Origin of the sequence: Actinocatenispora rupis (assembly GCF_016861975.1) — a bacterium.
GTDB classification, from domain to species: domain Bacteria; phylum Actinomycetota; class Actinomycetes; order Mycobacteriales; family Micromonosporaceae; genus Actinocatenispora; species Actinocatenispora rupis.
The window spans coordinates 146,287-160,710 of record NZ_BOMB01000033.1; the positions used below are offsets into that span (position 1 = coordinate 146,287).

12 protein-coding genes are annotated in these 14,424 nt (G+C 74.4%); 9 read left to right on the top strand and 3 right to left on the bottom strand.

Features of this window, described 5'->3' with window-relative positions:
* Nucleotides 1–47: 47 nt before the first annotated feature.
* Nucleotides 48–716, bottom strand: a complete 669-nt coding sequence (locus Aru02nite_RS28450) for a hypothetical protein (protein WP_203662806.1) — start codon at nucleotides 714–716, stop codon at nucleotides 48–50.
* A gap of 2 nt (nucleotides 717–718) precedes the next feature.
* On the bottom strand, nucleotides 719–3,334 hold the full coding sequence (locus Aru02nite_RS28455; protein ID WP_203662808.1) for an FtsK/SpoIIIE domain-containing protein: 2,616 nt from the start codon (nucleotides 3,332–3,334) through the stop codon (nucleotides 719–721).
* Between the two features lie 267 nt (nucleotides 3,335–3,601).
* On the opposite strand from Aru02nite_RS28455, the gene trpS reads away from it, so the two are divergent.
* Nucleotides 3,602–4,633 carry a tryptophan--tRNA ligase gene (gene trpS / locus Aru02nite_RS28460; RefSeq protein ID WP_203662810.1) on the top strand — a complete coding sequence of 344 codons (1,032 nt, stop codon included), beginning with the start codon at nucleotides 3,602–3,604 and terminating at the stop codon, nucleotides 4,631–4,633.
* Between the two features lie 376 nt (nucleotides 4,634–5,009).
* Entirely contained in the window at nucleotides 5,010–5,183 is a 174-nt protein-coding gene (locus tag Aru02nite_RS28465) for a hypothetical protein (RefSeq protein WP_203662812.1), read from the top strand.
* A 9-nt stretch (nucleotides 5,184–5,192) separates the two neighbouring features.
* On the opposite strand, the gene Aru02nite_RS28470 is transcribed toward Aru02nite_RS28465, so the two are convergent.
* Nucleotides 5,193–5,951: an NRDE family protein gene (locus Aru02nite_RS28470; RefSeq protein ID WP_203662814.1), complete on the bottom strand. Its 759-nt coding sequence runs from the start codon at nucleotides 5,949–5,951 to the stop codon at nucleotides 5,193–5,195.
* A gap of 127 nt (nucleotides 5,952–6,078) precedes the next feature.
* Here Aru02nite_RS28470 and Aru02nite_RS37340 point away from each other — a divergent pair, with 127 nt between their 5' ends.
* From Aru02nite_RS37340 to Aru02nite_RS28500, 7 genes are all read left to right on the top strand, one after another.
* Entirely contained in the window at nucleotides 6,079–6,207 is a 129-nt protein-coding gene (locus Aru02nite_RS37340; protein ID WP_275408734.1) for a hypothetical protein, read from the top strand.
* On the top strand, nucleotides 6,207–6,785 hold the full coding sequence (locus tag Aru02nite_RS28475) for a DUF5134 domain-containing protein (RefSeq protein ID WP_203662816.1): 579 nt from the start codon (nucleotides 6,207–6,209) through the stop codon (nucleotides 6,783–6,785). Before Aru02nite_RS37340 ends, Aru02nite_RS28475 begins: the two co-directional genes overlap by 1 nt.
* Nucleotides 6,786–6,828: 43 nt before the next feature.
* A complete protein-coding gene (locus tag Aru02nite_RS28480) occupies nucleotides 6,829–9,549 on the top strand; it encodes an AfsR/SARP family transcriptional regulator (protein WP_203662818.1) in 2,721 nt (906 codons plus the stop codon).
* Between the two features lie 68 nt (nucleotides 9,550–9,617).
* Nucleotides 9,618–10,304: a response regulator transcription factor gene (locus Aru02nite_RS28485; protein ID WP_203662820.1), complete on the top strand. Its 687-nt coding sequence runs from the start codon at nucleotides 9,618–9,620 to the stop codon at nucleotides 10,302–10,304.
* A complete protein-coding gene (locus tag Aru02nite_RS28490) occupies nucleotides 10,301–11,296 on the top strand; it encodes a HAMP domain-containing sensor histidine kinase (protein ID WP_203662822.1) in 996 nt (331 codons plus the stop codon). The genes Aru02nite_RS28485 and Aru02nite_RS28490 overlap by 4 nt, the downstream gene beginning before the upstream one ends.
* 57 nt (nucleotides 11,297–11,353) lie before the next feature.
* Nucleotides 11,354–12,136 (top strand): DUF3152 domain-containing protein, encoded by a 783-nt coding sequence (locus Aru02nite_RS28495; protein WP_203662825.1) that lies wholly within the window; start codon nucleotides 11,354–11,356, stop codon nucleotides 12,134–12,136.
* 227 nt (nucleotides 12,137–12,363) lie between these two features.
* Complete coding sequence (locus tag Aru02nite_RS28500) at nucleotides 12,364–14,292, top strand: putative Ig domain-containing protein (protein ID WP_203662827.1); 1,929 nt, start codon at nucleotides 12,364–12,366, stop codon at nucleotides 14,290–14,292.
* Nucleotides 14,293–14,424 lie beyond the last annotated feature (132 nt).

Here is a 14,424-nt window from a genome sequence, read left to right on the forward strand (position 1 = left end):
AGAGGTCCTGACAGAAAGGCGCCGACAGTCCTTTCTGCCAGGACCTCTTAGAACAGGGCGCCGACCGCGGCGAGAACCAGCGCGTACACCGGGAGCGAGGCGACGCACAGCGCGGCGCCCATCCGCGGGAACCGGTCGACCGGCTTCGTCGACGAGCGCGGCCGGCACAGCAGGCCCACCAGCAGGTAGCCGGCGAAGAACGCCAGCGCCGGGAACCCGCAACAGGTCCAGGCGTACGTGCCGATCTGGTCGGTGACCGCCCTGTTCGAGTACAGGCCGATCATGACGAGCTGGCCGATCAGGGCGCCGACCGAACACCCCGCGTACACGACGGCGACGCGGGCGCGGGGCCGCCAGCCGGGCAGCAGCAGCGGCGCGTCGCCCAGCTCCTCGGCGGCGTCGGCCGCCACGTTCGAGTCGTGCAGCCGTTGCCGGGCGCGCGCCAACCGCTCCGCCGGCGCCACCTCCTCGGCCAGGCCGGCGATCTCGGTACGGTCGGCCGGCGGGAACGTCGGCGCGGGCAGCCGCAGCGTACGCGCGAGTTCGATCAGGTCGGCCTGCTGCGCGACGAGCTGGTCGGACACCTCGGACAGCTCGGCGGTGGCGGACTCGGCGTCCCGGCGCCGGCCGCCGGCCCGGTCCCGCTCCGCGGCCCGGATCGCGGCGAGCCTCCCCGCCGCCGCCGCGTACGCCGACCAGCCGGTGTCCTCGGGCATCGTCACTCCCCCTCCGGGCGCGGCTCGGTGAACGGCACGATCAGCCCGACGCGGTCCTCGTGCCGGTCGACCAGCAGCGCCCGGTTCGGCCGCGGATGCCAGTCCAGGTCGAGCATGCCGAGGAACATGCCCAGCTCGGAACCCGGCACGTTCAGCGCGACCAGGCACGCCACGTCCTCCCGGCCGGCCGACCCGCCCACGTCCTCGCTGAACCGGCCGAGCCCGCGCCACCACCCCAGCAGGTGTACGCCGCGCGCCGGTCCCTGCCGCAGCACCACCCGCAGGTCGTCGATCCCGGTGCGCGACTGCGCGTCCAGCTCGCCGAGCAGCCCGCCCGCCGCGTCCATCCCGAACACCACCAGGTACGTCGGCGTCGGCGTGCCGCGCACCTCCCGTACGCCGTCGGCCAGGCGCCGCAACGTCTCCCGCAGTCCGAGAGCGTCCACAGTGGACACTTTGTGCCCGGCGGCGGCGATGCGCGCCGCGGCCCGCTCGGCCACCGCGTCGGCCGCGGCCACCAGCGGCGCCAGCACGAACTCCACCGCACCCGCCTCGTACTGCGGGGCCAGGCCGGCGGCCGCGGCGGCCAGTACGTCGGCGCCGACCGGGCTCGGCCCCAGCACCCCCAGGTGCCGGCCGGGGCTCGCGTCCAGCGCGAACGACGCCGTCGACGACGGTACGTCCACGTTGCGGCCCACCAGCGCGAGCCGGCGCGCCCGCGGCCGCAGCGCCCGGTACGTGGGGTCGCCGGCGAGCGACTGCTCCGCGTACCCGGCGAAGACGGAAGGCGGTGCGCTGCCCGGGATCCGGGCCTGCCACAGCTCGTGCCGCAGCCACGCCAGCCGGGCCGAGTCGGCGTGCGCGTCGGGGAACCGGACCAGCCGGTTGTGCCCAGGGATCCCGCCCGCGTCGTTCACCACCGCGGTACCGATCGGCAGCCCGTCCGCCGCCGTGTTGAGCGGATCCAGTACGCCGGTCGCACCGGCCAGCGCGATCCGCAGCGGGAACTGGCCGAAGATCGACTCGGTCTTGGTGTACAGCGCCTCGACGCCGCTGGTGGTCTGCGACGCGAGCACCAGGTGCACCCCGTACGACCGGCCCTTGCGGGCGAGTTCCTCCAGCAGCGCCGCCGCCCGCCGGGCCAGCGCGTCGTTGCCGGCGAACAGCACGTGGAACTCGTCGACCACGGCCAGGATCCGCGGCATCGCAATGTCCACAGTGGACCGCAGGTCGGCCAGCTTCGTCACGCCGGCGCGCTTCATCGCGACCGACCGCCGGCCCATCTCGGCGGCCAGCTCCGCCAGCACCGCCACCCCGTACTCCCGGTCCGACTCGACGCCGACCGCGCGGGCGTGCGGGATCCACGACGGGTCGCTGCCGGTCGGCGTGAACTCGGTGAACGACACGCCCTCCTTGAAGTCCAGGAGGTACATGGCCAGCTCGTCCGGCGAGTAGCGGGCGGCCAGCCCGTACAGCACGTCGAGCAGGAACACCGTCTTGCCCGACCCGGTACGCCCGCCGACCAGCCAGTGCGGCGTCGCGTCGTCGAACGCCAGCTCCACCGGCGCCATCCCGTCGCGGCCGACGACGGTATGCAGCCCGTGCTCCGACGAGTCCGGCCAGCGGCGGTCCGTCATCAGGTCCGCGAACGTCATCGTGCCGGCCGCGCGCAGCGCCCCCGCGAGCCGGCCGCTCACCGCGCCGACCAGCTTCTCCGGCGGCCCGGCCGCCAGCGCCACCGGCACGTCGAGCCCACCCGCCGAGTACGGCGCGGCGCCGGGCGGGTCGGTGAGCCGGCAGCCGCGCTCGCCGACGCGTACCGCGACGGCGTGGGAGAGCGGCTCCTCCGGGTCCGGAAAGCCTTTCGCGGGCGGGTATCCGGCGACCACGAGGTGCAGCCGCGCGGCCGGGCCGGCGTGCGCGAGCGCCCGCAACCGGGCCAGTTCGGGGCCGGCATCCGGCACCAGCGACCCCACCACGACCAGCAGGTACGGCACCGCGGACTCGTCGCGGCCGGCGCTGACCGCCTGCTGCACCTGCCGTACGTGCCGCTCGGCCTCGTCGAGTACGGCGCGGAACCCGGCCCGGTCCGTCGCCGGCTCCGGCATCACGCCCGCCTCCACCAGCGGCCGGAACGCCGTGAACGTGGCGCCCACCGCACCCCCGTCGACGGTACGCACCCGCACGAGTCCGGCCGGGCACGCGGCCAGCAGCCGCAGCAGTACGCCGCGGACCAGGCCGGCGACCTCGGGCCGGCGGGCATCCGCGTCGACGGTGAGATGCCCGACGCCGAGCAACGGCACCACCGCCGGGAACGTGGCGTCCCCGGCGCGCGCCGAGCCGACCGGCACGTACACCGGGCCGGTGGCGGCGGCGTCCCGGCCGACCGGCAGCTCCAGCACCGCCGCATCCCAGCCCGTACCGAGCCAGCCGGGGATCAGCGCGCGCGCCGCCGCGGCCAGCCGCTGCCCGAGCCGGGTCTGCTCGACCGCCGACGTGTCCACGGGACCGGTGTCGGCGGCGTGCCGCTCCAGGTCCCGCTGTGCCGCCCGTACCTGGGCGACCGCCTCGCGGTGCGCGGCCACCGCCCGCCCGAACACCGCCCGTACGCTGGCCACCCGACCTCCCGCACCCCGTCGCCTGTGGCGGGTTGCGACCCTATCGCATCGACCCGCCTCCACCCCGCCGTCGTACGTGGCGCCCGGCGCCGGCGGTGGTACGGTCGCGGTATGCGGACGAGCCTTCGGCACCTCGGCTGGTGGCGCCCCTGACGGGCGGCACCACTTCCGCGTTCCCTTTTCGCGGCCGCCCTGTCCGGGCGGCCGTTTCGCATCCCCGCGGGCGGTGTCCCGGCGTGGCGGCCCCTTTCCCACGAAGGAGCCCCGATGACCACCACCGCTCTGCCCCGGCGTGACGACGCACCGTCGGCCGACCGGGCGACCCGCCGGCTGACCGGGTTCACCCCGTCCGGCGTCCTCCACCTCGGCAACTACCTCGGCGCGATCCGGCCGATCGTCGACGGCGTGGACGACACCGACACCGTCGTGTTCATCTCCGACCTGCACGCGCTGACCATCGAGCACGACCCCGCCCTGGTACGCCGGCGCACGGTCGAGTTCGCCACGCTGCTGCTCGCCGCCGGTGCGGACCCGGACCGCTGCCTGTTCCTCGTGCAGTCCCACGTACCGGAGCACGCGGAGCTGCACTACCTGCTGGAGTGCGCCACCGGGTACGGCGAGGCGCAGCGGATGATCCAGTTCCGGGAGAAGTCGCGGCGGCAGGAGCAGATCCGGGTGTCGCTGCTGACGTACCCGATCCTGATGGCCGCCGACATCCTCCTGTACGACGCCGACGAGGTGCCGGTCGGCGGGGACCAGAGCCAGCACGTCGAGCTGGCGCGCGACGTCGCGTACCGGTTCAACACCCGGTACGGGCGGACGTTCGTGGTGCCGCGGGCGGTGCACCCGCCGGTCGCCGCGCGCATCATGGACCTGACCTCGCCGACGGACAAGATGAGCAAGTCGACGTCGTCGGCGGCCGGCGCGCTGCGGCTGCTGGACGAGCCGGATGCGTTGCGGCGCAAGGTGATGCGCGCGGTCACCGACACCGGCACCGACGTCGTGTACGACCCGGACCACCGTCCCGGCGTGTCGAACCTGCTCGACATCCTGGCCGCCTGCACCGCCGACGACCCCCGCGTACTCGCCCCGCTGTTCACCTCGTACGGCGAGCTGAAGCGGGCGGTGGCCGACTCGGTCGTCGCCACCCTCGCCCCGGTACGCGAGCGCTACGCCGACCTCGCCGCCGACCCGACGTACGTGCGGGACGTGCTGCGGGCGGGCGCGGCGCGGGCCCGGGACCTGGCCGGCGCCAAGGTACGCGCGGCGAAGGAGGCGATCGGCCTGCTCCCGGCATGACTGCGGAACGCGACGGCGCCGCGCCGGCGGGCGGTGACAGCACGTCGACCGGGCCGTACGCAATGGGCCGTTGGGCCGGAGAATTCTCACCTTTGTGGGTGATCGACAGCCCAAGCCGTCACGATGTGTACTTGCCCGATAACCCCAGAGGGTGAATGTTGATCATGGTGCCGTCACCAGTACCGGGCGGTGGCGTTGACCGGATCGAAGGGCTCCGCACCGCACCCGGTGCGGGCGGCGGTGGCGTCGCGCGGCGGCTGGGGGGTGTGCCGCGCGGCGTCGCCACACCGTTGCCCCACACCGCACACTCCGGTCCGTACGCCGCGGTCGGCCGCTGCCCGCCGGAGACGTGCCCCCGCCGGATACCCTGCGAGCCATGCGACTGCTGGGTGCGCTGCACGCGCACGGTGTTGCCTTCCGCTACCGGCCCCGGTTCCACCACTACTACGGCGGCTACCACGGCGGCGGCATGTCGTACCTGTGTTGCCTGGGCGTGGTGGTCGTCGTCGTGCTGCTCGCGGTCCTCGTTGTCCGGCGCCGGCGCCGCTGACGTGCCCGGTCAGGTCACGACCGCCGACCACGGATGCCTGCCGGGACCGGCGCGGAAGTCGTACCGCACCGGGCCGGCCGGCCCGAAACCCAGCAGCGTGACCGAACTCGTACCCCAGCGGCTCTCGCCCGCCTCCGCCAGCGCCACCAGCGCCCGCGGGTCCTCCGGCGCCGGCACGTCCGGCCCGTCGATCAGGTCCAGCCACGGCGCCCACGCCTCCCCCACCGGTACGCCGGGCACCGGATCCGGCCGAGCCGCGGCGAACCGTGGCCCGAACCACGACGCCCGCGGCGTACGACGGTCGGCGGGGCCGAGCCAGCGTCCCCGGTTCGCGAACACGTGCGTGCCCGCGCCCAGCCGGTACGCGTGCGGCTGGAACCCGTTCCACGTCAGCACATCGAGCCCGGTCGCATCCACCGTGACCAGGTGGAACGGGTCGTACCCGGTGGGGTCGCCGGGGGGTGGGGCGCCGGCCGCCGCGGCCAACGGCAGCTCACCGCGGCTGCGCCGGTGGTCCGGGTCGGCGGCGCGCCCCGTCGCGTTGAGGACGCAGGCGACCCGCCCCGCCACCGGCTCGTACGCCAGCCAGGTGCCGCCGGCCAGCTCGTCGCGCCCGCCGACCAGCCCCGGGTACGCCGGCCAGTGCCGCGCGGGCGGCTGCCACGGCCGGCCGAGGAACTCGTCCCGCACGGCGGCGAGCACCACCGGGCACGGCCGCTCCGGCGCGACGTCCACGACGAGCGTGCACACCCGGACCTCCTTCGACACGCGGAGCCATACCGTACCGGCTGGCGACAAGCTGTCATTGATCTGTCACTATTCGACGTCATCTCGGGAGAATTCGCCCGGCACCCGGACCGAGACTGAGGGTGTTCGGCGAACCAGGGAGGCGCACATGTCCGAGCAGGTCAGCACCCCGACCAGTACCGAACCGACCGCCACGAGGTGCAACTGCCCGTCCGGCTGCCGCTGCGGCTGCCAGTCCGGCGGCAAGTGCAAGTGCGGCGGGCACTGCGGCGGCTGATGTCCACCGTGGCCGTACCGGCCGGCATCGTCGCCGCGGCGTCCGCCGCGCTGCTGGTCTTCGCCCTGGTACGGCTGGCCCTCGTGCCGCCGACCGGCCGGGACGTGGAACTCGCGCGTACCGGCATGGCCGGCGGCATGGTCGCGATGGCGGTGCCGCCGCCCGGTACGCCCTGGTGGGTGTGGCCCGTCGTGGTGGTCGCCGCCTGCGCCTGGTCCACCGCCCGCCTCCGGTACCGCTGCGCGGCCGACCGGCACCGCGCGCACCGGCTGCACCACGTCGGCGCCGGCCTGGCCATGGCGTACCTGCTGGTGGTGGCGCACCTGCCGGGCGGCATGGTGATGGCCGGGCACCGCATGGCCGACCCCGGTACGCCGGCGCTGTCGGCGCTGCTGCTGGCCGCCGACCTGGTCGTCCTCGGGTACGTCGCGGGCACCGCCGCGCTCGCCGTCCTGAGCCTCGCGCCGCTGCGCCCGGCCACCCTGCCGCTGCTCGCACCGGCACCGCGCGCCACCGCGGCCTGCCAGCTCGTGATGAGCCTGCTGATGCTCGACATGGTCGTCGCCCTGCTCCGCTGAGTACGCACCGGCGGGGTGGCGCCGGGCGGTCACAGTGGCCTGCGTGGAGTTCTCGTTGCTGGGGCCGGTCGAGGCGCGGCTCGACGGTCGGGTCGTGCCGCTCGGGCCGCCCAAGCAGCGGCTCCTGCTCGCCGTCCTGCTGCTCGAACCGGGCCGCATCGTCCCCGTGCACCGGCTGTACGAGCTGCTCTGGGGCGAGGCGCAGCCGCGCAACGCGCGTACCGCGGTGCAGGTGCTGGTGTCCCGGCTGCGCGCGGCGCTCGCCGCCGCCGACGCCGACCGCCACGGCGTACGGCTGGTCACGCAGGGCCCCGGGTACCTGGTGGAGGTGGCGCCGGAACGGGTCGACCTGCACCGGTTCCGGGCGCTGGTGGAGCGGGCGGGGCGCAGCGACTCGACCGCGCACCGGGCCCGGCTGCTGGGCGACGCGCTCGGGCTGTGGCACGGGCCGGCGCTCGCCGACGTCACCGACCCCGGCGTACGGGACCGGCTGTGCGCGGGGCTGACCGAGCAGCACTGGCGGGCCCGCGAGGACTGGTACGACGCGGAACTCCACCTCGGCCGGCACGCCACGCTGCTCGCCGAACTGCGCGACCGGGTCGCCGAACAGCCGCTGCGGCAACGGCTCGTCGGGCAGCTGATGCTCGCGCTGTACCGCAACGGCCAGCAGGACGACGCCCTCGCCGTGTACCACCGGCTGCGCGTACGGCTGGCCGACGAGCTGGGGCTGGACCCGGTGCCCGAGCTGCGCACCCTGCACGAGGCCGTCCTGCGGGCCGACCCGGACCCGGTCACGTCCGGCTGGGAGCCGCCGAGCCCCGCGCAGCTGCCGCCCGTACCGGCCGGGTTCACCGGCCGCACCGCCGAACTGGCCCGGCTGGACGCGCTCGTCGACGCGGGAGTACCGGTGGTGGTGTCGGGGGTGGGCGGGGTCGGCAAGACGGCGTTGGCGGTCCGGTGGGCGCACACCGCCGCCGACCGGTACCCGGACGGCACGCTGCACGCCGACCTGCGCGGCCACTCCGACGGCGGACCCGTCGACCCGGGCGCCGTACTCGACCGGTTCCTGCGGGCGCTGGGCGTACCGGGGCCGAGCGTGCCGGCCGACCCGCAGGCCCGCACCGACCTGTACCGGAGCATGGTGGCCGACCGCCGGATCCTGGTGGTACTCGACAACGCGGGCTCCGCGGCGCAGGTGCGTCCGCTGCTGCCGACGGCGCCGGGCTGCACCGTGCTGGTCACCAGCCGGGACCGGCTCGGCGGGCTGGTCGCGACCGACGGCGCGCGCCTGCTGTCCCTCGACCCGCTGGACGGTACGGCGGCGGCCGCGCTGCTCGCCGACGCGCTCGGCGCGGACGACGCGGCCGCGGCGGAGCTGGCCCGGTTGTGCGACGGGCTGCCGTTGGCGCTGCGGATCGCGGCCGGCCGGCTCGCCGTCGACCCGGCCTGTACACCGGCCTCGCTGGTCGCGGACCTGGCGAACGCGGAGCACCGGCTCGACGCGCTGCGACTCGGTACGGACGTGAGCGTCGCGGAGGCGTTCGCCGGGTCGTACCGGGCGCTGCCGGGGCCGGCGGCTCGGCTGTTCCGGTTGCTGTGCCTGGCACCCGGCACCGCGGTCCCGGCGTACGCGGCGGCGGCGCTGGCCGGGCTGGACGTCGCCGAGGCCCGTACGCTGCTGTCCGAGTTGACGGTCGCGAACCTGGTGCTGCCGCTGGCCGACGCGCGGTACGGGATGCACGACCTGATCCGGGCGTACGCGCGGCAGCGGCTGGACGCGGACGAGCCGGCGGCCGACCGGGACGCGGCGCTGCGCCGGCTGGCCGTGGCGTACCTGGGGGTGCTGACGGCGGCGCGGGCGGCGATCGGCGGCCCGCAACGGCTCGACGCCCCGCTGCCGGACGAGCCGGAGCCGGCGCCGTTCGCGTCCCGGGGCGCGGCCCTGGACTGGCTGGACACCGAGCGCGAAACCCTCGCCGAGCTGGTCGAACGCTGCGCCGCGCACGGCTGGCCGGACCTGTGCTGGCGGCTGGTGCACGCCCAGTTCCGGTACCAGGAGCTGCGCGGCCGGTACGACGCGTGGGTGGCGCTGGAGCGGCTGGGGCTGGCCGCCGCGAAGGAGTGCGGCGACGAGCTGGTGATCGCGGCGCGGCACCGGGCGCTCGGCACCGCGCTGGGCAACGTACGACCGGGCGAGGAGGCGTTCGAGCACCTGACGGAGGCGCTGCGGCGGCACCGCGCGGCCGGCGACGCCGCCGGTGAGCTGAGCGACGAGACCAACCTCGGCCTCACGTACTTCAACGCCGGTGCGTACGCGGCGGCCCGGGAGCACAGCCGGACCGCGCTGCGGCTGGCGTACGCCGCGGGCGACGTGCGGCACCAGGTACTGGCGCTGAACAACCTGGGCATCGCGCAGGGCGCCGACGGCCTGGTCACCGAGGCCGCCGACACGCTGCGCGAGGGCATCGCGCTGTCCGAACGGTCCGGCGTCACCGACACCCTGCACCTGCTGCACTCGAACCTCGCGGAGGCGTTGACGCTGCTCGGCGACACCGAGGCGGCGCGGCAGGCCGCGGTACGGGGCCGGCAGCTCAGCCGGCTCGCCGGGGACCGGGCCGGCGAGGCCGGCGCCCTGGTCACCCTCGGCGAGCTGCTGCCGCCGGACGGTGCCCGCGCCGCCCTCCAGGAGGCCCTCCGCCTGTACCGGGAGGTCGGTGCCCGCGCCGCCGACCGGGTACGCGACCGGTTGCGCCAGTACGACTGATTGGGGCCCGCACAACATCTTCACCACGCGCGCGGTGCGCCTCCACACGGTCCACATACATTCCGGTCATGAACCAGCGACGCGTACTGGTCGTCGAGGACGAGCCGACCATCGCCGAGTCGATCGCGGCGCGGCTGCGGGCCGAGGGGTACCTGGTCCAGCTGGCCGCGGACGGGCCGGCCGCAGTCGCCGCCGCCCACGGGGCGGAGCCGCCGGACCTGGTCGTACTGGACGTGATGCTGCCGGGGTTCGACGGGCTGGAGGTGTGCCGGCGGATCCAGGCGGACCGCCCGGTGCCCGTACTGATGCTGACCGCGCGGGACTCCGAGACGGACCACCTGGTCGGGCTGGGCGTCGGCGCCGACGACTACCTGACGAAACCGTTCAGCATGCGGGTGCTGTGCGCCCGGGTGCAGGCGCTGCTGCGCCGGGTGGAGCGGGCGTCCCGGGCGGCGGGCGAGGTGGTGGCGCTCGGCGACCTGGAGATCAACCGGGCGGAGCGCCGGGTCGGCCGGGCCGGCGCCGACATCCACCTCACCCCCACCGAGTTCGACCTGCTGGTACGCCTGGCGGAGCGGCCGCGGGCGGTGCTGTCCCGGGACCAACTGCTCGCCGAGGTGTGGGGCTGGGCCAACGGCTCCGGCACCCGTACGGTCGACAGCCACATCAAGGCGCTGCGCCGCAAGCTCGGCCCGGGACTGATCCGTACCGTGCACGGCGTCGGGTACGCGCTGGACGTCGGGGCGGAGCGGTGATCCGCCCGCTGGACCGGATCGGGTCCATCAAGCTGAAGATCGGCGTCCTGGTCACGGCCGCGATCTGCGCCGCGTCCGCGGTGTTCTGGCTGGGCATCGGTACCAACCAGCTCGGCATGCTGCTGGCCGTGCTGGCGATCGCCGTCGCGCTGGTCGTCACGCAGGTACTGGCGCACGGCATGACCTCGCCGCTGCGGGACATGACGGCGGCGGCCGGCGCGATGGCCCGCGGCGACTACACCCGCCGGGTACGGGCGTCGTCGCGGGACGAGGTCGGCGAGCTGGCCCGCGCGTTCAACCGGATGGCCGACGATCTGGCCGTCGCCGACCGGCAGCGGCGCGAACTGATCGCGAACGTCTCGCACGAGCTGCGGACCCCGATCTCCGCCCTCCAGGCCGTACTGGAGAACGTGGTGGACGGCGTCAGCGACCCGTCCGAGCTGCGTACGGCGCTGGCCCAGACCGAACGGCTCGGCCGGCTCGTCTCCGAGCTGCTGGACATGTCCCGGCTCGACGCCGGTGTCGTACCGCTGCGGCGGGAGCTGCTCGACGCGGAGGTGTTCCTCGCCGACGTGGTCGCGCAGTCCGGTGGTACGCCGGCCGCCGACGGCGCCCCGGCACGCTTCGAGATCCGTGTCGTACCACCGGATCTGACCATGTACGCGGATCCGCAGCGGCTGCACCAGGTCCTCGCCAACCTGGTCGACAACGCCTGCCGGCACGGCCCGCCCGGCGGCCTGGTCAGCCTGTCCGCGGCGCGCACCGACGACGGCGTCGCCCTGGAGGTACGCGACGAGGGACCGGGCATCCGTACCGAGGACCGGGAACGCGTCTTCGAACGGTTCATCCGGGGCGCGCCGGCCCGCGGTGACGGCGGTACGGGGCTGGGGCTCGCCATCGCCCGCTGGGCGGTCGACCTGCACGGCGGCACGATCGGCGTGGTCGGTCCGGGGCCGGGCTGCCGGATCCGCGTCACGCTCCCCGCGCCGTGACCGGCCGCGTCCGGGCACCTGCCACGACGGTGCCGGCTGGCCGCGTAGCCTGACCGGATGCGGCGGCTCGGGTGGGCGATGTGTGGTGCGCTGGCGGCGGTCTCGGTGCTGGCCGGCTGCTCCGGCGGGCCGACGGAGGCGGATCCGTCGGCGAGCCACCGGGCGACGGCGGCACCGAGTCCGAACGCCAGCAGCCCGTCGCCGAGCCCGTCGCCGACACCGGTCACGTACCCGCTCCGCGGCAGCGGAACGTACTCGGTGGCCGCGGGCGACAGCGCCGTACTGGGCCGTTCCGGGTCGCTGCTGCGGTTCCGGGTGGCGGTGGAGCACGGGATCGACAACCTGCCGGCGGCCACGTTCGCCGACGACGTGGTGACGATCCTCGGCGACCGGCGCGGCTGGACCGCGGGCGGCGACGTACGGCTGCAACGCGTCGGTCCGGGCCGGCCGTACGACTTCACGGTGTACCTGGTGACGCCGGCGACGCGGGACGTCCTGTGCGGCACCGTGTTCGACCGGTACACGTCCTGCCAGAACGGCAACTCCGTCGTCGTCAACGTGTCCCGCTGGGTGCACGCCGTCCCCTACTACGCGGGCGACCTCACCGGGTACCGGGAGTACGCGATCAGTCATGAGGTGGGGCACCGGCTGGGGCACGGGCACGAGCTGTGCCCGGGCAAGGGGCGGCCGGCGCCGACGATGGAGCAGCAGACGCTGGGGCTGCACGGGTGTACGGCGCAGCCGTGGCCGTACCCGGACGGGAAGCGTTACGCGGGACCGTCCGGGGAGTACCCGCTGGTGGTGCCGACGGACCCGAAGAGCTACTACCGCACCGACTGATCGACCGGATTGCGGGCGTATCCGCAGGTGGCGGGTTTGACGGCAAGATCCGTCAAATTTACCCCTATGCCTGGCAGCGATCTTCGTGTAAATCCTTAAAAGCGCCTTATGGCGCGCCAGTGCGGTTCACCCTGTCCGCCGCTGGTAAAGGAGGTTCCGTCCCTCTATCACCCGGTGTTTCCCTCGACACCGGTTTCCCCTCATTCCTCATTCCGAGAGGAACAGCCATGGGTACACCCCTGCGCCGTGCCCTGGCCACGACGTTCGTCGCGTTCTCCGCGACGGCGCTGGCCTCGGCCGGCCTCGCCCAGTCCGCCTGGGCGGCCCCGGCAGGCGTCACCGGATCCGACGTCCAGCAGGTCTGCGCGCAGCCCGACCGGCCGCACGTGATGTCCTGCCTGGCGCTGCGCCGTACCGGCATGCACCCGGACCTGCCGTCCGGGTACGGGCCGTCCGACCTGCAGAGCGCGTACAGCCTGCCGGCCAACGGCGGCGCCGGCCAGACGATCGCCATCGTCGACGCGTACGACGACCCGAACGCGGCGAGCGACCTGGCCGCCTACCGGTCCGCGTACGGGTTGCCGGCGCTCGCGTCCGGTCAGTTCAAGAAGGTCAACCAGAACGGGCAGACCAGCCCGCTGCCGACCGGTGACACCGGCTGGGCCGGCGAGATCTCGCTGGACCTGGACATGGTGTCGGCGGTGGCGCCGAAGGCCAACATCATCCTGGTGGAGGCCAACTCGGCGACCGACTCCGACCTGTACACCGCGGAGGACGAGGCCGTCACGCTCGGCGCGAAGTTCGTGTCGAACTCGTGGGGCGGCAGCGAGTCGTCCACGCAGACCAGCGACGACGCGCACTTCAACCACCCGGGCGTGGCGATCACCGTCTCGGCCGGCGACAGCAACTACGGCGCCGAGTACCCGGCGACGTCGAAGTACGTCACCGCGGTCGGCGGTACGTCGCTGACCAAGGACAGTTCGGCGCGTGGCTGGTCGGAGAAGGTGTGGAACACCAACTCCACCGAGGGCACCGGTTCGGGCTGCTCGGCGTACGACGCGAAGCCGACCTGGCAGACCGTCACCACGAACTGCTCGAAGCGCGCGGAGGCCGACGTGTCGGCCGTCGCCGACCCGGCGACCGGCGTGGCGGTGTACCAGACGTACGGCGGGTCCGGTTGGGCGGTCTACGGTGGCACCTCGGCGTCCGCGCCGATCATCGCCAGCGTGTACGCCCTGGCCGGCACCCCGGGCAGCAGCGACTACCCGGCCGCGTACCCGTACTCGCACCAGTCGAACCTGCACGACGTGACGAGCGGCAACAACGGCTCGTGCTCCACGTCGGTCTGGTGCACCGCGGGCACCGGCTGGGACGGCCCGACCGGCCTCGGTACGCCGAACGGGACGGCCGCGTTCGCCGCGGGCGGCAGTACCGGATCGGTGAACGTGGCGAACCCGGGCAGCCAGTCGAACAAGACCGGTGACTCGGTCAACCTGCAGCTGTCCGCGTCCGGCGGCACCGCGCCGTACACGTGGTCGGCGACCGGCCTGCCGACCGGCCTGTCGATCTCGTCGTCCGGCGCGATCACCGGCAGCCCGAGCGCGAACGGCACGTACACCGTGACCGCGACCGCGAAGGACGCCACCGGCCTGACCGGTTCGACGTCGTTCACCTGGACGGTCGGATCGAGCGGCACCTGCACGGCCGGTCAGCTGCTCGGCAACCCGGGCTTCGAGACCGGGTCGGCGGCGCCGTGGTCGGCCTCGTCCGGCGTCGTGTCGTCGAACGCGGACGGCGGCGTCGCGCACACCGGCTCGTACTACGCCTGGCTCGACGGGTACGGCACCACCCACACCGACACGGTCAGCCAGTCGGTGACGATCCCGTCCGGCTGCTCCTCGGTAACGTTCTCGTTCTACCTGTACGTCAGCACCCAGGAGTCCGGCAGCACCGCGTACGACAAGCTGACGGTGAAGGCGAACTCGACCACGGTCGCGACGTTCTCCAACGCCAGCACGACCGGCAGCTACCTCAAGCACTCGTACACGCTGACCGGCGCGGCCGGCAGCACGGTGACGTTCAGCTTCACCGGTACGGAGGACTCGGTGCTCGCCACGTCGTTCCTGCTGGACGACACGGCGGTCAACGTGTCCTGACCGTCCTTTGTGGACAACAGGCGCCCCCGGCGACCGGTCGGGGGCGTCTGCCGTTTCGTGTCCCGACATCAACCGAACGTCCGGTGGTGTGCCCCGCCGCGGTCCGGTAGATCCTTACTGGCGCCCGTGCCG